Raw genomic sequence first — 18,324 nt, forward strand, 5'->3', positions numbered from 1 at the left:
TTAGCTTGCCCCCGGGGCTGCCGTTACCATGCCGCCATGTCTCCATTCCAACGTCGAATTCTTCAAGCTTGCCTGTACGAGGGCATAGCCATTGCCGTGGTCACGCCTACGTTGGCGCTGGCGTTTTCTCATCCGCCGGGATCTGCTTTTGTGCTGGCGGCGGTGATGTCGAGCATTGCCCTCGTCTGGAACTATGTGTTCAACGCGCTGTTTGAGCGCTGGGAAGCGCGCCAGACCGTGCGGGGTCGCTCACCCAAACGCCGGTTGGTGCACGGCCTGGGCTTCGAGGGGGGCTTGGCCATCATCCTCATGCCGGTGATGGCGTATTGGCTGGATATTTCGCTCTGGGCTGCCTTTGTGGCGGACTTGGGGCTGCTGGCGTTTTTCTTTTTCTACACCGTCGGATTCACCTGGGCGTTTGACCGGATTTTTGGTTTGCCCGCATCGGCGCGCTAATTTGCACTTTGGGGCGCTTTTTTGAACTAAATCTGCCGCTAGCCCACATAGATATTGCGCCTATAGCTATTATTTTGATAGCGTTTTACTTTGGAAGTAACTCGGCGCCTTGCCCATGGCCTGCTTGAACATGGCCGAGAACGCGCTGTCGCTGGCGTAGCCGCTGGCGGCTGCCACTTGGGCAATCGGCACGCCACGGGCGAGCTGGGGCAGGGCGTGGGCCAGCACCGCCTGGGTGCGCCATTGCTGGTAGCTGGTGCCCAGCTCGTCGCGGAACAAGCGGGCCACGGTGCGCTCACTGGCGCCCACCTCGGCCACCCATTCGCGCAGCTGGTTTTTCTCGGCCGGGTCGCGCAGCACGGCTTCGCACAGGGCGCGCAGGCGCTTGTCACCCAGCACCGGGTGCGGCATGGGCACGCCAAGTGCCTGGGTGTCGGCGTGTTGAATCTCGTCCAGCGCCAGGGCCATCACAGCGTTTTCGCGCGGGCCGGGTTCGCTGCCCTGCAGCGCGCCTATCAGCTCGCGCAGCAGCGGGCTGACCACCAGTACCCGGCAGTCCGCCCAGCTGGCGGGCAGGGCGGCGGGGGCGATGTCTACGGTGCGCAGTTTGGCGCTCTCCAGCACCACCACGGTGTGCTGCACTTGGGGCGGAATCCACACCGCGCGGCTGGGCGGCACGATGAAGGTGGTTTCGCACGCGCCTTGGGTCACGGTGACCTGCATCAGGCCACTGGCGCAGTAGGTGAACTGCGACCACGCGTGTTGATGCGGCTCGATGTGCGCGTTCATGGCCAGCGCACGGCCGCGGCTGCGCACCGGGCGCTGGGCGGTGGGCGGGCGGTGGGGCGAGGTGTCGCTCTGCACCGGGTGCAGGCGGGCGGGTTTGGTGGCGCGGGTCATGGGTGTTTGGGGCGGACTTGTCCAGTGGGGAAGGTTTGGCGGGTTTTCGATGATTATTGTCTTTTTGTCGCATTTCAGAAAACCTGCCCAGTCGTAGGATGAGTGCATGACTACTGCCACCATGCCTGCCGCCGCCGTTGCGGCCCCTTTCAAACAAGACGCCACCGTGATCGGCCTGATCGGCCTGGCCCACGGCAGCTCGCACTTCGGGCACTTGATACTGCCGCTGCTGTTCCCGGTGTTTATGCAGGAGTTCGGCCTCAATTACTCGCAGCTGGGTTTGCTGATGACGGCGTTTTTTGTGGTGTCTGGCGTGGGGCAGGCGTGCGCCGGGTTCGTGGTGGACCGTTTCGGGGCACGGCCGCTGCTGTTCATGGCGCTGAGCCTGTTTGTGGTGGCCTGTGTGCTGGCCTCGTTTGCGAGCAGCTATGCCGGCCTGATGCTGGTGGCAGTGTTGGCGGGCTTGGGCAATGCCACGTTCCATCCGGTGGACTTCACCATTCTGAACCAGCGGGTGTCTGCACCGCGGCTGGGCTACGCCTTCAGCGCCCACGGGCTGAGTGGCAATTTGGGCTGGGCACTGGCGCCAGTGTTTTTTGCCAGCCTGGGTGCTGTCATCGGCTGGCGCCAAACGTATCTGGCCGCGGCTTTGCTGTTTGTGGTGGTGATTGGCGTGCTCGCGAGCCAGCGGCAGCACCTGCACACCACAGTGGCCCGAAAAGTCGCCCCCGTGGCCGGTGGCCCCAAGGCAGAGCACGACATGGCGTTCATGAAACTGCCGGTGGTGTGGTGGTGTTTTGGCTTCTTTTTGCTCTCGACCATGACGCTGGCCGTTGTGCAGAGTTATGCGGTCTCCATCCTGAAGGCGATGCACGGGGTCAGCTTTGAGGCGGCTACTTACACCATCTCGTCGTACATGCTGTTTGGAGCGGTGGGCATGTTTATCGGCGGTTTTGTTGCGGCCAAGTCCAAGCACTCAGACCGCGTGGTCGCCATGGCCATGGCAGCGGGTGCGGTTTTGCTTGCGCTGTGCGGCACCGGTTGGCTGGGCGCCACCGGCACCATGGTGGTGTTGGCGATCACGGGTTTTGCAGTGGGTATCGGCGGCCCCTCGCGCGACATGATGATCAAAAAAGCCACCCCCAAGGGGGCAACCGGCCGGGTGTATGGCTTGGTGTACTCGGGCCTCGACACGGGTTTTGCCATCTCGCCTTTGGTGTTCGGGGCGTTCATGGACCGGGGCTGGTATGGCGCTACCTTGCTCGGTGCGGCGCTGGTGCTACTGCTGAGCGTGGGTGCTGCGCTGGGGGTGGGCCGCCGCACTTCCGTGCCATAGCAGACAGACCGCAGCGCCCCTGCTGCCTAAGCTTCATGCATCGGATCTCTCGCCCCTGACAACGCAGGTGCAAGAGGGAAGAAGCGTGACGCAGTGCCTTCTCTGGAGTTGCGTCCCGATTTTTGTGACGCCAACCAGGAAGCACTATGCAACTCCAAAAATCCAAGGCCTTTGCGGCCATTTATGCAGTCACCCTGGCCAGCCTGGCCGGCTGTGCAGGCATGTCATCGCAAGAAAAAGGCACCGCCATCGGTGCTGGTGTAGGCGCCGTGGGCGGTGCGGTCCTGGGGGGCGGCACTTTGGGCACCCTGGGCGGCGCAGCCGTCGGCGGCGTGATCGGCCACGAGGTCACCAAACCGTGAGACGGCATCTGCCGCCTCTCTTCATCGATACCACTGAGAAGGACATTCCCATGAGCTATTCCAATCCGCTTTCCAACGCCAACGGCCCCCTCGAGTCAGATGTCATGCCCGTGCTCAACCACGCCGCCCAGCAAGCCGATGGCTTGTTGCAACGCGGCGCCGATGCCTTGCGCGAAAACCGTACCTTTCTTCAAGAAGGTGCAGAGCGCACGCAAGCGCAAGTTAACACCTATGTGCGTGAAGAGCCGCTCAAGTCGCTGCTGATGGCAGCCGCAGCCGGCGCCGTGCTCATGGGCGTGGTGGGCCTGATGTTGCGTGGTCGTTCACACCACAGCCATTGAACTATGGCCGCACAAACTACCCGTGCGGCTGGTGCAGTCTGGGCGCTGTTACAACAGCGTCCGGATTTGTTGCTGGAACATGCCCAAGCCTATGCCGACCTGTTGCGCGATGAAAGCACCACATGGGCGGCTTTTTGGCTTGTCAAAGGCTTGTGGTTGGTTGGCGCAGTGTTGCTGGCGTTTGTAGGTCTCACCCTCGCAGGGGTGGCGGTGATGTTGGCCAGCGTGTTGCCTGTGGGGTGGGCAGTGTTGATAGTGGTGCCCTCCGTCGCATTGTTGGGTGCGCTGTTGTGCGGATGGGCTGTGGTGCGGGGGCCTGCTGCTCCGGGCCTCGATGAAATGCGGGTGCAATGGGAGGCTGACCGCAACATGTTGTCGCCGGGCGGGTTATGACGATCGCCAGCACCGCAGTTGCCACACCCGCGCAGCGCCTGGAGGCGAGCCGCCTCATCATGCAACAGGTGTTAAGAGCGGATACTTGGCCCGAGCTGGTCATGGCGCGCCAGGCTGCCAGGGAACTGGCGCAACATTACCCTTTGGCAATGGTACTGATGGTGGTCGCCGGGGTCGTGGTGGTGGCGTCGGTCAAGCCATGGCGCTGGTTCCAGCCGAGCACGGCTGTGAAGGTGGCGGTCGCGCAATCGGTGTGTCGCATGGTGGGTGGTGCCGTGTTGGCGGCCATGCAGCCGCGCAACCCCCGGCAGCCGGGGCGCACGCCTCAGGCTGGAGCCTCAAAGAAGGCATAACCCGTTTGTTCCCGCTTGGCGCGGTACATGGCGGCATCCGCGCGGGCCAGCAGCTCGCTGCCAGTGATGTCGCACGGTGGGCAAATCGCAATCCCAATACTCGGCCGCACCGTCAGTTCACAGGCCTGTAACTGGCAGGGTGCCGCAACCGAGTCAAACAATTTGGCGGCCAACTGCATCAGTTGCCGGACCTGGTTTGAGCCGCGCAACAAACAGGCAAACTCGTCTCCGCCCAAGCGGCACACCATGTCTTCTTTGCGCACCGACTGGTTGAGGCGCGCCGCCACAATTTGCAGCAGGTTGTCGCCCATCGCATGGCCATGGGTGTCGTTGATGTGCTTGAAATCGTCGAGATCCAGAAAGAACAAGGCCAGGCCGCGCTGGTGGGCCAATTGCTCGTTGAGCGACTCTTGCAGGCACGCCTCAAAGTACGCCCGGTTCGGTAGCCGGGTCAGGCCATCGTGCCGCGCAAGGTGACGCGCGCTGCGCTCGCCCGCACGGGTGCCTGCAAGGTCACGCTGGGTTCTGACCAGGGCATTGCGCAGCTGGGTGACTTGCTCACGCAGTTGCGCGTTGGAGAGCAGCGCACCCTCAAGGGCAGAAGGCTCTGCATGGTGGCCGTTGCTGAATGCGCCGTCCGGCACATGCAACTTGAAGTTGGCCGGGTTGGGGCGGGCGCTCATACCGTGGATTCCGTGTCTAACAGCGAGAGCTGGGTGGGCCCTTGGGCTGCTGCCTGATTTGCATCTTCCGCAGGTGCGCGGTGGCTGAGGTGCAGGGTCAGTGTGGCTTTGCGGGCGGGGCGCGCGCTGGTGCTTGCAGTGCCTTCAGGAAAGACGCTCGTTTGGCGGTCCGGGTCGGTGTCAAACACCGGTTGACGGTGCCGTTTGCTGGTAGTGATGCAAGTCATGGCGCACTCCTTGTGGTGGGGATGTAAGGGGTTGTAAACCCTGGTGCCTGCAGGGTCTGTGCGCGACCGAACAAGCACCTGCGCCCACCGTACAGACCCGGTGTCGAGCGGGGGTTAGCCTGCAGTTTTTGAAGCAAGGTCCCCCGATGCAACGCAACCGCCTACTCGCCAGTTTGTCGCAAATAGACCAGCGAAAAATCAGGGTGGCGGGTACCTGCGTGCCGCTCGCATTCAAGGACGTGCTGTGGACGCCCGGCGGGCACCAGGCCCATGTGTACTTTCCCCTAGAGGGCTATGTGTCGCTGCTGGCCGATGCGGGTGATGCGCATGTGGTGGAGGTCGGCATGGTCGGGCCCGAGGGCATGTTGGGCCTTGGGGTTGCCCAAGGCGTGCCTGTGGCGGTGGTGAAGGCGCTGGTGCAAGAGGGCGGGTGGGCCTGGCGTGTGGATGGCCGGGCATTCAGGGCGGTACTGGCGGACTCCGTCGGCCTGCGCAAGGTGTTGTTCTCTTACGCCTATGTGGTGCAGGCCCAGCTGTCGCAGGCGAGTGCGTGCATCCGCTTCCATGAGGTGTTGCCCCGGCTCGCCCGGTGGCTGCTGATGTGCCAGGACCGCTCACCGGCGAACACCTTCCCGATGACCCAGGAGTTTTTATCCACGATGCTCGGGGTGCGCCGGGTTAGTGTCACCAACGCGGCCAGCGAGCTGCAGGCACAAGGGCTGATCCACTACCACCGCGGCATATTGACGGTAGTGGATCGCCGCGGCCTCAAAGCCGTCTCGTGCCTGTGTTACGCCCGAGACTCTTCGATTTACGAGGCCATCTTTCACCGGCCGGTGCAGGGGGACCTTTAAACCGCCACGGTCGCCGGCAAGAGCCGGTCGTATTCCTTTTTGACCACCTCGTAGCATTCGCAGGTCCGCTTTTCTAGGCCGGGGCGGTCCTGCACGCTGATGTGCCCGCGGGCATAGCTGATAAGGCCGGCGCGCTGCAGCTTGAGCGCGGCCTCGGTGACCCCCTCTCGCCGCACGCCGAGCATGTTGGCGATGAGCTCCTGGGTCATGATCAGCTCGTTGCCGCGCAAGCGGTCCAGGCTCAAGAGCAGCCAGCGGCAGAGTTGCTGGTCGAGAGAGTGGTGCCGGTTACAGACCGCTGTTTGGGCCATTTGGGTGATGAGCGCCTGGGTGTAGCGCAGCATCAGGTGCATCACAGGGCCAGAGCGGTTGAACTCTTCTTTCATCATCTGCGAGCTCAGCCGGAAGCCTTGCCCGGCGCTTTGCACCACGGCCCGGCTGGGGGTCGAGCCACCGCCCATGAAAAGCGAGACACCCACCACTCCCTCGAGTCCCACAACAGCGATCTCAGCCGAGGCACCGTTTTCGAGCACATACAACAGCGAGACGATGGCGCTGGTCGGAAAGTACACATGGCGCTGGACGGCGCCCGACTCATAAAGAACCTTGCCCAAGGGAAGCTCCACAAGCTCCAGGTGGGGCTGCCATCGGACCCATTCGGCATCCGGTAAAGAGGCAATCAACTGGTTGCGGCGCGAGTCGGTGTTGGCGGGCATAAATACCTCTGTTGTGTTTTCCCTGTCGGCCAGACTCACCAGATCGATGGCCCGTGCTGCAGATCAGTGTATGCCTCTGTGTTCATTGGTCTGTGCGATAGCGCACCTTTGCGGAGGCCGGGCGATGGCAAACCGTTCGCTTCCGAACAGACCTTGCGGGCTGCCAAGCGCAGCATGGGCTCCCTGTGCACGGGGCGAGCAAGCGCTCTCAGATTGCCCCGCTGCTGCTGTTGGCATCGCCCATCCCAAGGAGTACCCGTATGACCCATTCGACTGATTTACCGTGTCCCATTTCGCAGTGTTTGGCGCGCTGGAGCACTGCTGCCTACCCGGATGCGGCAGAAACCTCGTCTTTTGACCTTTGGAGCCTGTCCTCCCATGTGCAACATTGCAGTGGCCGGGTGAGCCATACCGAACGCTTGCACCGCGCTGCGGGCTGGGCTGGTGGCATGGTGCGCGTGCGCCTGATGACATTTGTGGTGGTCGCGGTGTTGGTGCTCGGGGCGGGTTTCGCCCTGGCGGCGTAGGGCATGCCGCCGGCCCGTTGGAACGAGATACTGGATCAGGTACCGGATGGCCTGTGGTCTGCGCTCGGCTTGGACGCCGGCCCGCTGGACGCGCCGATCCGGTCCGAGGTGTTCGGGATGGAGCGCTTTGAGCGGCACGGCATCAGCCTCGGGCTGACCCACAAGGTCGTCAGGGAGCGCAGCCACCGGGAGAGTTTTACCCCCCGCTTGCAAGACAACATCCAACGCTTGCGCAGCGTGAATGCGTATATCGGAAGCCAAGCGCGCACCGGGTATGACATCAGCCCGGCTGCCGAATGGCTGTTGGAGAACTTCCATTTGCTGGAGGCGCAGTTCAAAGAAGTCGATGAGGGCCTGCCGTCCAACTATTTCAAGGGCCTGCCGGTACTGGTGCAGCCACCTCTGGCGGGCTTGCCGCGGGTCTACGGCGTGGCCTGGGCGTTTGTGGCGCACACCGATGGCGCGTTCGATGAGTCTTTGCTGGTGCATTTTCTCAACGCCTATCAGCAGAGCTGCGAGCTGCGCTTGAGCGAGCTGTGGGCATTGCCCACCACCTTGCGCGTGGTGCTGATGGAGAACCTGCGGCGCTTGGCAGATCGGGTGGCGGCCAACAAGGCCGCACGCGAGTTGGCCAACCGCTGCTGTGATGACCTGGAGCACTACAGCATCAGCCTCTTGGGGGAGTTGGCAGCCCGCATGCGGCTACGGGGTGTGGAGGGCGTGTTCTTGGCGCAAATGAGCCGGCGCCTGCAAACCACTCTGCCGGACAGCCGGGTGATGGTCAAAACCTGGCTGCAAACCATGTTGCCCCTCTTGCCCGCGGTGCTGCTGCAGCAGCGCGCAGAGCAAGCTGCCGACAACCTGAGTGTGAGCAACTCGGTGACCTCGCTGCGCACGATCGGGGATGCCGATTGGCCGGAAGTGGTGATGCGCACCAATGTGTGTACCCGCCTGCTGCTGGGCAATGCGGTGTTCCAGGCAGAGCACTCCATGACCCGTGAGACCACATTGCACGGCATTGAGCAGCTGGCCAAGCGCAGCGGCAAGCCCGAGGCCCATGTGACCGAGACCCTGCTCGACCTGATGGAAAAAGCGCCAGTCAGCGAGATGGAGGCCCAGGTCCCTGCGTATTGGCTGGGCGGGGCGGGCGGCGGTGCCTTGCGGGTGGCACTGGGCTTGCCCGCGCACTTGCGGTTTGACGGGGCCCGTGTGCGCCGCGTATGGGCCTTGCCCCTTTATCTGGGCGCCATTGGCTTGGCCACTGCGGCGCTGATGGCGTGGCTGGTGCTCTGGCACGGCGCCCCACGCGCGCTCGACTCTGCCTGGCTCCGTGTGGCGCTGTGGTTGTTGGTGATGGTGCCGGCCTCCGAGGCGATGGTGGCCTTGGTCAACCGCTTGGCCAGCGAGTCCTTGGAGCCACGGCGCCTGCCACGACTGGCATTCAAAGAGGGGCTGCCCGCTGAGCACCGGGTGGCGGTGGTGATCCCGTGCATGTTGGTGGATGCGCCGGGCATTGAGGCCTTGGCCCGCAGGCTCCATTTGCACTACCTGGCCAATCCGGAGCCTCTGGCCCAGTTTGTGTTGTTGACCGACCATCTGGACGCTGCCACCCCGACCACGCCCACCGACCCGGTGTTGCTGGCCCATGCGGTGCGCGGCCTCGAGGCCTTGAACCAGCGTTACCCTGTGCCAGCAGCAGCAGACGCTGCACCGGGGCAAGCTCTAGCGGCCCCGCGCTTTGCGCTGCTGCACCGGGAGCGGCGTTTCAGCCGGTCTGAAAACGCCTGGATCGGTTGGGAGCGCAAGCGCGGCAAGCTGGAGGCCCTGGTCGCCAGACTGACAGGAACCGGCCAAGGTGATTTTGTCGACTTAGGCACCCTGAGCCACGTCGTGCCCGGTACACCCTACGTGGTCACGCTGGATGCGGACACCCAGTTGCCGCCCGGACGACTCCGCTCGCTGGTGGGTATTGCGGCCCACCCCAGCAATCAGCCGGTCTTTGACCCGGCGACCCGCACCATCGTGAAGGGGTACGGCGTGTTGCAGCCTAGGGTCTCGGCACCTTTGCCGGGGGAACATGCGCGCACCTTCTATCACTGGCTGTTTGCCGGACAGTTCGGCATTGACACTTACAGCGCCACCAGTTCTGAGGTGTACCAGGACGTATTCGGGCAGGGCACTTTTACCGGCAAGGGCTTGTTCAATGTGGCGGCGGTGCACCAGGTGTTGAGCGGGCGCTTTCCCGATGGGCAGGTGTTGAGCCATGACTTGCTGGAGGGCGCATTGGTGCGCTGCGCCACGGTTACCGATGTAACGGTGCTGGAAGACGGCCCGCACCACCCCGAAACGGCCAACGCCCGCATCCACCGCTGGACGCGGGGCGACTGGCAGTTGATTCCGTTCATGCTGCGTTATCGCCAGTACGGCATTTCATTCCTGAACTTGTGGAAGATGCTGGACAACCTGCGGCGCTCGCTGGTGGCACCGGCTTGTCTGGCACTCTTGTTGATGTCGGTCAGCGGCATCGGACTGGAGCCGGTGTTTGCCTTGCTACTTGTCTTGCTGGCCTATACCGCGGGTCCGTTCATCGGGGCGCTGGCGGGGCTGGTGCCGGGGCGACCCAATTTAGAGCTGCGCTACTTTTATGCCTGTGCCGGCGTCGACTTTGCGCGGGTGCTGGCGTTAGGAGTGTGGCAATGCATGCAGTTGCTGCGCCAGAGTATGTTGGCGGTGGACGCCGTCTGGCGCTCGCTGTACCGCCTTGCCATCAGCAGGAGTGGTTTGCTGGAGTGGACCACGGCCGCCAGCGTGCAAGCCGGCAGCAGCACACGCCTGGCTGCCATGCTGCGAACCCATGCTGGTTTGGTGGTGTTGACACTGGCGGGTGCAGCGGCTTTGGCCCCATGGATCACGCTGCCAGCTTGGGCTACAGCGTGGGCGGTCTTGTGGTTTTTGTCACCGCTGGCCTTGTGGCTGGCCTGCCAGAGCCAGTGGAGCCGCCGCATCGACATGCCGGACGCCGCCGGAGTGGCCTACCTACAAGGTGTGGCGCAAGACACCTGGCGCTTTTTTGAGCGCTGTGTGACGGCGCAAGACCACTGTTTGCCGCCCGACAACTTGCAGGTCTTGCCTTTTGAAATGCTGGCCCACCGCACCTCGCCGACCAATATCGGCCTGTATCTGTTGAGCTGCGCCTGCGCAGCACAGGCGGGCTGGATCAGCATGGCAGATCTGGCTACCCGCTTGAAAGCAACGCTGGACACGCTGGACAAGTTACCCCGGCACGAGGGGCATTTTCTGAACTGGTACGACACCCAGACCTTGGCAGTGCTGCTGCCCGCCTATGTGTCTACCGTAGACAGCGGCAACTTGAGCGGCCACTTGCTCACCACCGCACAAGCCTGTCTTGATTTTTGTACTGAGGGGCGCGACGGTGTGTCGGTGGCGTGTGATGCACAAAGCGCCGAGCTCCAAGTGTTGGCCCGGCGCATGCAGGCCCTGGCGCTGGCACCGGACTACCGGTTTTTGTATAGCACCCGCAGGCGCCTGTTTCATATCGGCTACCGGGTGCGTGAGCAAGAGCTGGACAACTCCTTTTATGACCTGTTGGCCTCCGAATCCCGGCTGACCAGCTTGCTGGCGATTGCCAAGGGCGATGTAGACGCCGCGCATTGGGGCGCCTTGGGGCGGATTGTTTGCCTTTATGGCGTGCAGCCGGGGCTTAAATCGTGGTCCGGCTCGATGTTTGAGTACCTGATGCCGTCCCTGATGCTCGACGAGCCCCGGGGCAGCTTGTTGCAAAGTGCTTGTGAACACGCGGTAGGGGCACAGCGGGCGTTTGGCGAACAGCAAGGCGTGCCCTGGGGCGTGTCGGAGTCCGCCTATGCCGGGCGAGATAGCTCCATGGCCTACCAATATGCGCCGCAAGGGGTGCCGTCGCTGGCCCTGCGCAGAACGCCACTGGATGAACTGGTCGTTGCGCCCTATGCCACCTTGATGGCCTTGATGGTGAGCCCGCATGCGGCCATCGCGAACCTGCAGCGCCTTGAAGGCCTGGGGATGCGGCGTGAGTGGGGCTTTATGGAGGCCTTGGACTACACGCCGGTGCGGCAAACCGGGGTGGAGCTTTTCACGCCGGTAGGTACTTTCATGGCTCACCACCAGGGGATGGCGCTGGCCTCATTGACCAACCTGTTGCACCGCGACATTGTCAAACGGTGGGGGATGGCCGATCCGCACATGGAGGCGGTCAGCAGCTTGCTGCATGAGCGGGTGCCCAAGGAGATACGCAAACCCACCGGACTGCCGCAGCCGGTGGTGGAGCAGCGCTTGCAAACACGCCCACCGGGCCTGGTGCGGCAGCTGGTGCCGGGGCAGCACGCGGTGGAGCCGAGTCAACTGTTATCCAACGGCCGCTACGGCACGGTGGTGCGCGCCAACGGGGCGGGCGCCAGCCATTGGGGCACGACCGCGATCAGCCGCTTTCGCGATGACGCACTGCGCGACGCCTTTGGTCACTTTGTGTTTTGCCGCGAATTGGGGAGTGCGGGCTTGCCCCGGTTTTCCATCACCCGCAGCCCGGCGCCGGACCCTGCGGCCGACTACCGCTGCAGCTTTCAGCCGGACCGGGCGATTTTTCATTGCAACACCCCGCGCTGGGAAAGCCGGATAACGGTCTGGGTGAGCCCGGAAGACGATATCGAGTTCCGGCAAGTGGAGCTGCACAACACCGGGGATGAGGTCCTGGAGCTGGAGCTGAGCTGCTGCTGGGAAGTGGCGCTCAATGCCCAAGGTGCCGATGAGGCGCACCCGGCGTTTTCCAAGTTGTTTGTGCACAGCGAATGGCTCGAGGCGCAACGTGCGCTTTTGTTTCAGCGCAATCCACGGGTGCCCACCGAGCCCGCGGTGTGTGCGGTGCATTTTTTGGCGCACACCGATGCCACCGTGCTCTCGGTGCAGGCCTGTGCGGACCGGCAAGTTTGGTTGGGGCGCAACTGCAAACCGGGTCGGGACAGCGGCTGGTCGCAGGGCATGCGCCATGGGGAGGCGTATTTCCAGGGCGCAGGGCCGGGGAGCAGCGGTTTGGACCCGGTGGCAGCGCTGTCGGTGCGGATCCGGCTGGCGCCTTTTGCCAAAGCACAGTTGACCTTTGCAAGCGCGGCGGCGGCAGGCACGGCACTCTTGCACGCCCTGATCGACAAGTACCAGCAAAGCAGCCATGTGCTGCGCGCATCGTCGATGTCGTCCACCTTGGCCGGTATCCGTTTGCGGTCGCTACAAATTAGCCCGGATACCTTGACTGCGATGCAGAGCATCACTACCGCGTTGCTATTTGTGCTGAGCAAGCCTTCCGCTCTGCGCAGGGCGGCATTACCCATCCAGAGCAAGGTGTGTGACAAGCGCTTGCTGTGGCGGATGGGCTTGTCGGGCGACCGGCCGATATTGTTGGTGTCGATATCGGTATTGCAAGGCCTGGGGCTAGTGCGCGCGCTCAGCCAGACCATGCGTATGTGGGCCTGGGCCGGACTCGGCTGCGACCTGGTGGTCTTGAATGCCGAGCCTGCCTCCTACCACCTGTCTTTGCAACGGGAGCTCACGGTGCTGTGCGACCGCTTGAACTCAGAGCACCCGAAAGAAGATGCAAACACCAGCATCGGCATGTGGGTGCTGCGGGATGACGCGGTCAGTGATGACGAGCGCAGCACGCTGCATGCGCTGGCCCGCATGTTTCTGGATGCGGATGGCCGGCCCTTGCTGCACCATGTGCAGGCGTGGTCTGCCAGCCATGACCTCGATGCCCAACATCGGGCTGCGCACCCCAGGCGCGCGCCCGGTGCCGCAGCTAGTGCCTTGCCAGCAGCGGTGCGCGTGTCTACCGGGGCGTTTGCCGCCCACGGTGAAGCGTTCCGCTTTTTGGTGAGCCGGGAGTCGCGGCCCCTGCGGCCGTGGGTCAATGTGTTGGCCAACGACGCCTTTGGCACTGTGCTCAGCGAGGCGGGTGGCGGCTTCACATGGGCCGGTAACAGCCGCTTGAACCAACTGACCCCGTGGTCCAACGACCCTGTGGCGGACCCGCCGGGCGAATGGTTGTGGCTGCAGGATCTGGACGCATCACCCAAGGCGGTGTGGTCCTTGAGCCCGGACGCCTGGGCACTGCCCGGCGTGGAATACACCGTCAGCCACACCCAGGGCATGACCCGGATTCGCCACCGGCGGGGCTACTTGGAGGTGGAAGTGCTGTGGCTGGTCGATGTGGCCCGGCAACTCAAACAGGTGCAAGTGCTTGTGCACAACCAGGGGGCGGCTGACGTGCGCCTGCGCTGCACCGGGATGGTGGAGTGGGTGCTGGGTGCGGCCTTGCGCGATCGCATGTCCACCGCAAGTACAACCCACATTTCTGCCACCGATGCGGTGCTCATGTGCAGCCAGCGTGAGCAGGCGGCGGGATTGGGCGGGGGCACGGCTTTTTGGGCGTGTTTGACCCCGCATGACAGCAGCTCCAAGGCGGGGCGTTTGCAGTGGACCACGGACCGCCGGCAGTTTTTTGACTCCACCGGTGCGCTCTCGGTGCCTGACCTCATGGCCGGCGACGAAGGCACCACCGCTCCCGAGGCGTCAGGCAGTGACCCATGTGCTGCATTCTCGATCCCTCTGGATGTGCCAGCGGGCCAGAGTCGCAGTCACGTGTTTTTGATGGGTTACGCCGCTGATGCCGATGCCGCTTTGGCTTTGGCGCGTCAGGCGCTCACGGTGTTGCCGGCACAGCGCATCCACGAGGTCACCGCCCACTGGAATTGGCGCCTGGGCCAGATCACGATCACCACGCCCGACCCGCTGATGGATGCACTGGTGAACCGCTGGTTGCTTTACCAGACCCTCGCGTGCCGCATGGCAGCCAAGGCCGGCTTTTACCAAGCGGGCGGCGCGACAGGTTTTCGCGATCAACTGCAAGACGCGATGGCGCTGGTGCACACAGAGCCTGCTACTCTGCGGGCCCACATCAAGTTGTGTGCATCCCGTCAATTTGTAGCCGGGGATGTACAGCACTGGTGGCATGACCCAGGTGGGGCGGGTGTGCGCACCCGCATGTCAGACGATCTGCTGTGGTTGCCGCAGGCCTTGACCCGCTATGTGCAGGCCACGGGTGATGACACCGTGTTGGACGAGCAGGTGCCATTTCTCGAGGGGCCGCTGCTGGTGCCCGAGCAAGAAGACGCTTACTTTGCGCCACCTGCCACTGCAGACACCGCCACGGTGTACGAGCACGCAGCCCGTGCCCTCGACCACAGCCTTCAGGTCGGTGCCCATGGTTTGCCATTGATAGGCACCGGCGACTGGAACGACGGCATGAACGCCGTCGGCCCACTGGGCAAAGGTGAGTCGGTGTGGTTGGCGTGGTTTTTGGTGCAATTGGTGCGCAACTGGGCACCTGTGGCAAGGGCCAGGGAGGAGCAGGCGCGTGCGCAGCGCTGGGAGCTGGCCGCCGACGGCTGGCACGCAGCGTTGGCCGGCCCGGCTTGGGATGGCCAGTGGTATGCCCGCGCCTTTTTTGACGACGGCAGCCCTTTGGGTAGCCACACCTTGCAGGAGTGCCGGATCGACCTGATTGCACAAGCCTGGGCGGTGCTCAGCCAAGCGGCGCCCCCGGAGCGCGCAGCACAGGCCATGCAGGCTGCGCACCAGGAGTTGACAGACCCTGCGCTGGGTTTGATCAAGCTCTTGGCTCCGCCCTTGCAGCATCAGGTGCCCAGCGCGGGCTATATCCAGAGCTACCCGCCCGGGGTGCGCGAAAACGGGGGGCAGTACAGCCATGCGGGTGTGTGGGCGCTGATGGCGATGGCGCAGCTGCACCGGGAGGCGGGGAGCGATTTGCCTTACCGCTATTTTTGCGACCTCAGCCCGGCCCACCGGAGTGCTGACCCGGTGCAAGGACCTGTCTATGGCTTAGAGCCCTATGCCATGGCTGGCGATGTGTACGGCGCGCCACCCTATGCGGGCCGGGGCGGGTGGAGTTGGTACACCGGCTCGGCCGCGTGGATGTACCGGGCGGCCACTGAGTCGATCTTCGGGCTCGAGTTCGGGCCGCAGCGGCTGTGTTTCAGGCCCTGTTTTCCCGCGCACTGGGACCAAGCGCACATGCAACTGCGGTTGCCCGAGTGTGTGTTGGAGGTGAGATTTGCCAAGCCGCTGGTCGAAGAAACGCACATGGTGTCAGTGCGGCGTGTGACAACGCTGGCTATCGGCGAATGGCTGAACTACGCGGCCTTGCGGGGTGTTCACCGGGTGGAGCTGCAGATGCCGGCGCACCGACAGTTCGATAGCGTACCGACATCCGGAGCCGTCAGAACTACTGTCTAGGTGTTCATTCACCGTTTAGGAGTTCTCCATGAAAAATTCAATGCGCATCCTTGTGACCGTTATCGCGCTGGCCTCTGGCCTCTTGTCAGGTTGCGCAGTGCAGCGGGGGCAGGAAACGATGGGCGCCTATGTGGATGACGCCACGATCACCACCCAGGTGAAGAGCCGCTTTGTCGAAAGCAAGGAAGTGGACGCCGGCGCCATCAGCGTAGAGACCATGAAGGGCACCGTGATGCTCTCCGGCTTTGCGAAAAGCGTTCTTGAAAAGAACTCGGCAGAGCGCATTGCACGGGGTGTGAGCGGGGTTCGGGCGGTGAAAAACGAAGTGTCGGTGCGTCCTTGAACCACCTGTCTAAGGAGTAACGTATGACGCACATCCAACAAGGTGCATTTCGCAGGGCCCCGCTGGTCGTGGGGCTGGCACTGGCGATGTCGTCCGGGCTTGGCTTGGCGCAGGCGCCAGATACCCGGGGGTACTTGCTGGACGGGGCTGGCAGCTTCGTGGGCAGTGCCACCCCCGGTCAGTGCTGGCGCAACGGGGCGTGGACGCCCGCACTGGCAGTAGCGCCCTGCGACGCGGTCATCATGGCCGCTGCGCCGGTCGTGGTGCCGGCACCAGCGCCTGCCCCTGTAGAGCCGGCACGGGCTGCGCCGCCAGCGGCTCCGGCTTTGATTCCGATGCCGGCGCAACGCCTGAACTTTTCGGCAGACGCGCTGTTTGGTTTCGATCAATCGGTTCTCGGGCCGAATGGCACCGCCATGCTGGACGGCTTGGCCGTAGAGCTCAGTGGCAGCACGTTTGATGCTATCCACGTGCGGGGCTATACCGATCGCATTGGCAGCACGGCGTATAACCAGAAGCTGTCATTGCGCCGCGCCACTGCAGTCAGCGACTACCTGGTGAGCAAGGGCGTGGCACCTGCCAGCATTCAGGCTTATGGTGAAGGCGAGTCCAACCCGCTGACCGCCTTGGCCGATTGCCCCGGTGGAAAGCGGGCGGCTTTAATTGCCTGCCTGCAGCGGGATCGCCGGGTCGAGGTTGACGTGCAAGGCACCAAGGCCGCAGTGCGTTAAGGCAGCCCGTGCACCGGAGGTTTTATGCCGCGCTGCGCTTTAAGTGGCCCAAGGGCAGCTCGGTGCTGCTCTTGATGCGCCCCAGCACAATATTGGACCGGATGCTGCCGACTCCCTGAATCCTGGTCAGGCGGCGCAACACCTGCTCGGAGAGCACGCCCAGATCGGCAGCCACGATCTGCAGGATGTAGTCCGACTCACCCGCGACCGAGTAACACTCCAACACTTCGGGGAAAGCGGCAATCTCCCGCTCAAAGGCCAGACCCTCATCACCGCTGTGCCGGGTCAGTGTCACGTAGCTGATCGCCCGGACGCCCAGGCCAATGGCCTGCGGCTCCAGCAGCGCCACATAGCGCCGGATGATGCCGGCCGCCTGCAGCCGCTGCACCCGCCGGCTGACTTGGGACGCCGACAAATGCACCTGTTCCCCGATTTGCTGGTGGGTGGCGTGCGAATCTCGCTGCAGTGCAGCAAGAAGGCTGATATCAAAGCTATCAAGCAACGAATCTTCGTCTTTAATCATCTTCATGCACAAATTATGCATGTGGCTGGGTGTAGTCCCGCTAATTTGCATACCCTTTGCAGGCAGGTTTGACCACAATTAACGCTTTCAAAACAGCGTTCGAGGAGCAACACCATGACCACTACCAACACCAACGGAGCGAGCGGAGATTTGTTCGAGAACCCGATGGGCCTGATGGGTTTCGAATTTGTGGAATTCGCCTCTCCGGTAGCGGGCGTGATCGAGCCGGTGTTTGAGCGCATGGGCTTTACGCTGGTCGCCAAGCACCGCTCCAAAGACGTGGTGCTGTACCGCCAGGGCGATATCAATTTCATCGTGAACCGCGAGCCCAAGAGCGTGGCCGGTTACTTTGCCGCTGAGCATGGCCCGAGCGCCTGCGGCATGGCATTCCGCGTGAAAGACTCGCACCACGCTTACAACCGCGCGCTCGAACTGGGTGCCCAGCCGGTGGAGCTGCGCCCTGGCCCTATGGAACTGAATCTGCCCGCCATCAAAGGCATTGGCGGCGCGCCCCTGTATCTGATTGACCGGTTTGAAGACGGCAAGTCGATTTATGACATCGACTTTGAATTCATCGCGGGCGTGGACCGCCACCCGGTGGGCCATGGCTTGAAGCTGATCGACCACCTGACCCACAACGTGTACCGCGGCCGCATGGCTTTCTGGGCTGATTTTTATGAGCGCTTATTCAACTTCCGCGAGATCCGTTACTTCGACATCAAGGGCGAATACACCGGTCTGACCTCCAAGGCCATGACCGCGCCGGACGGCAAGATCCGCATTCCGCTGAACGAAGAGTCACGCCAGGGCGGCGGCCAGATCGAGGAATACCTGATGCAGTTCAACGGCGAGGGCATTCAGCACATTGCGCTGATCTGTGACGACCTGGTGGGCACCGTGGACAAGCTGGCCATGGCTGGCGTGCCCTTGATGACCGCGCCCAACAACGTGTACTACGAAATGCTGGAAGGCCGCCTGCCCGGGCACGGCCAGCCGGTGGCAGAGTTGCAGAGCCGCGGTATTTTGCTGGATGGCAGCACTGAGGGCGGACAACCGCGCCTGCTGCTGCAAATCTTTTCGCAGACTCAGCTCGGCCCGGTGTTTTTTGAGTTCATCCAGCGCCGTGGCGATGAGGGCTTTGGCGAAGGCAACTTCAAGGCCTTGTTTGAGTCACTGGAGCGCGACCAGATGCGCCGTGGCGCAATCGAAGTGGCATAAGTT

Annotated in this window: 17 protein-coding genes; 11 read left to right on the forward strand and 6 right to left on the reverse strand. The window is 63.3% G+C overall.

The window, feature by feature from the left end; translation table 11 throughout:
• Window positions 1-36 precede the first annotated feature (36 nt).
• Complete coding sequence (locus RAE21_RS05100) at window positions 37-456, forward strand: PACE efflux transporter (RefSeq protein ID WP_313880421.1); 420 nt, start codon at window positions 37-39, stop codon at window positions 454-456.
• A gap of 69 nt (window positions 457-525) precedes the next feature.
• Here RAE21_RS05100 and RAE21_RS05105 read toward each other — a convergent pair whose 3' ends face one another.
• Window positions 526-1,356, reverse strand: coding sequence for an AraC family transcriptional regulator (locus RAE21_RS05105; protein WP_313880422.1), 831 nt, complete (start codon window positions 1,354-1,356; stop codon window positions 526-528).
• A 106-nt stretch (window positions 1,357-1,462) separates the two neighbouring features.
• On the opposite strand from RAE21_RS05105, the gene RAE21_RS05110 reads away from it, so the two are divergent.
• From RAE21_RS05110 to RAE21_RS05125, 4 genes are all read left to right on the forward strand, one after another.
• Window positions 1,463-2,692: an MFS transporter gene (locus RAE21_RS05110; RefSeq protein ID WP_313880423.1), complete on the forward strand. Its 1,230-nt coding sequence runs from the start codon at window positions 1,463-1,465 to the stop codon at window positions 2,690-2,692.
• A 146-nt stretch (window positions 2,693-2,838) separates the two neighbouring features.
• On the forward strand, window positions 2,839-3,054 hold the full coding sequence (locus RAE21_RS05115; RefSeq protein WP_313880424.1) for a YMGG-like glycine zipper-containing protein: 216 nt from the start codon (window positions 2,839-2,841) through the stop codon (window positions 3,052-3,054).
• Between the two features lie 50 nt (window positions 3,055-3,104).
• A complete protein-coding gene (locus RAE21_RS05120) occupies window positions 3,105-3,395 on the forward strand; it encodes a hypothetical protein (RefSeq protein ID WP_313880425.1) in 291 nt (96 codons plus the stop codon).
• A gap of 3 nt (window positions 3,396-3,398) precedes the next feature.
• On the forward strand, window positions 3,399-3,788 hold the full coding sequence (locus RAE21_RS05125) for a hypothetical protein (RefSeq protein ID WP_313880426.1): 390 nt from the start codon (window positions 3,399-3,401) through the stop codon (window positions 3,786-3,788).
• Between the two features lie 136 nt (window positions 3,789-3,924).
• On the opposite strand, the gene RAE21_RS05130 is transcribed toward RAE21_RS05125, so the two are convergent.
• Genes RAE21_RS05130 through RAE21_RS05140 form a run of 3 tightly spaced genes read right to left on the reverse strand, consistent with a single transcriptional unit; the run spans window position 3,925 to window position 5,051 of the window.
• Window positions 3,925-4,077 carry a hypothetical protein gene (locus RAE21_RS05130; RefSeq protein ID WP_313880427.1) on the reverse strand — a complete coding sequence of 51 codons (153 nt, stop codon included), beginning with the start codon at window positions 4,075-4,077 and terminating at the stop codon, window positions 3,925-3,927.
• A gap of 36 nt (window positions 4,078-4,113) precedes the next feature.
• On the reverse strand, window positions 4,114-4,824 hold the full coding sequence (locus tag RAE21_RS05135) for a GGDEF domain-containing protein (RefSeq protein ID WP_313880428.1): 711 nt from the start codon (window positions 4,822-4,824) through the stop codon (window positions 4,114-4,116).
• A complete protein-coding gene (locus RAE21_RS05140) occupies window positions 4,821-5,051 on the reverse strand; it encodes a hypothetical protein (RefSeq protein WP_313880429.1) in 231 nt (76 codons plus the stop codon). Before RAE21_RS05140 ends, RAE21_RS05135 begins: the two co-directional genes overlap by 4 nt.
• Before the next feature lie 146 nt (window positions 5,052-5,197).
• Here RAE21_RS05140 and RAE21_RS05145 point away from each other — a divergent pair, with 146 nt between their 5' ends.
• Window positions 5,198-5,905, forward strand: a complete 708-nt coding sequence (locus tag RAE21_RS05145; protein WP_313880430.1) for a Crp/Fnr family transcriptional regulator — start codon at window positions 5,198-5,200, stop codon at window positions 5,903-5,905.
• On the opposite strand, the gene RAE21_RS05150 is transcribed toward RAE21_RS05145, so the two are convergent.
• Window positions 5,902-6,621 carry a Crp/Fnr family transcriptional regulator gene (locus RAE21_RS05150; RefSeq protein WP_313880431.1) on the reverse strand — a complete coding sequence of 240 codons (720 nt, stop codon included), beginning with the start codon at window positions 6,619-6,621 and terminating at the stop codon, window positions 5,902-5,904. The genes RAE21_RS05145 and RAE21_RS05150 overlap by 4 nt on opposite strands.
• A gap of 260 nt (window positions 6,622-6,881) precedes the next feature.
• On the opposite strand from RAE21_RS05150, the gene RAE21_RS05155 reads away from it, so the two are divergent.
• The 4 genes from RAE21_RS05155 to RAE21_RS05170 are packed head-to-tail and all read left to right on the forward strand — an operon-like array spanning window position 6,882 to window position 16,580.
• The gene (locus tag RAE21_RS05155; RefSeq protein WP_313880432.1) at window positions 6,882-7,148 is read left to right on the forward strand and encodes a hypothetical protein; all 267 of its coding nucleotides are present in this window, start codon (window positions 6,882-6,884) and stop codon (window positions 7,146-7,148) included.
• Window positions 7,149-7,151: 3 nt separating this feature from the next.
• Window positions 7,152-15,506, forward strand: coding sequence for a GH36-type glycosyl hydrolase domain-containing protein (locus RAE21_RS05160; protein WP_313880433.1), 8,355 nt, complete (start codon window positions 7,152-7,154; stop codon window positions 15,504-15,506).
• Between the two features lie 28 nt (window positions 15,507-15,534).
• Window positions 15,535-15,849 (forward strand): BON domain-containing protein, encoded by a 315-nt coding sequence (locus RAE21_RS05165; RefSeq protein ID WP_313880434.1) that lies wholly within the window; start codon window positions 15,535-15,537, stop codon window positions 15,847-15,849.
• Window positions 15,850-15,872: 23 nt separating this feature from the next.
• Window positions 15,873-16,580 carry an OmpA family protein gene (locus RAE21_RS05170; protein ID WP_313880435.1) on the forward strand — a complete coding sequence of 236 codons (708 nt, stop codon included), beginning with the start codon at window positions 15,873-15,875 and terminating at the stop codon, window positions 16,578-16,580.
• 22 nt (window positions 16,581-16,602) lie between these two features.
• Here RAE21_RS05170 and RAE21_RS05175 read toward each other — a convergent pair whose 3' ends face one another.
• Window positions 16,603-17,109, reverse strand: coding sequence for an Lrp/AsnC family transcriptional regulator (locus tag RAE21_RS05175; RefSeq protein ID WP_428983975.1), 507 nt, complete (start codon window positions 17,107-17,109; stop codon window positions 16,603-16,605).
• Between the two features lie 108 nt (window positions 17,110-17,217).
• Here RAE21_RS05175 and hppD point away from each other — a divergent pair, with 108 nt between their 5' ends.
• On the forward strand, window positions 17,218-18,321 hold the full coding sequence (hppD, locus tag RAE21_RS05180; protein WP_313880436.1) for a 4-hydroxyphenylpyruvate dioxygenase: 1,104 nt from the start codon (window positions 17,218-17,220) through the stop codon (window positions 18,319-18,321).
• Window positions 18,322-18,324 lie beyond the last annotated feature (3 nt).

Origin of the sequence: Rhodoferax potami, assembly GCF_032193765.1 — a bacterium.
Classification (GTDB): domain Bacteria; phylum Pseudomonadota; class Gammaproteobacteria; order Burkholderiales; family Burkholderiaceae_C; genus Allorhodoferax; species Allorhodoferax potami.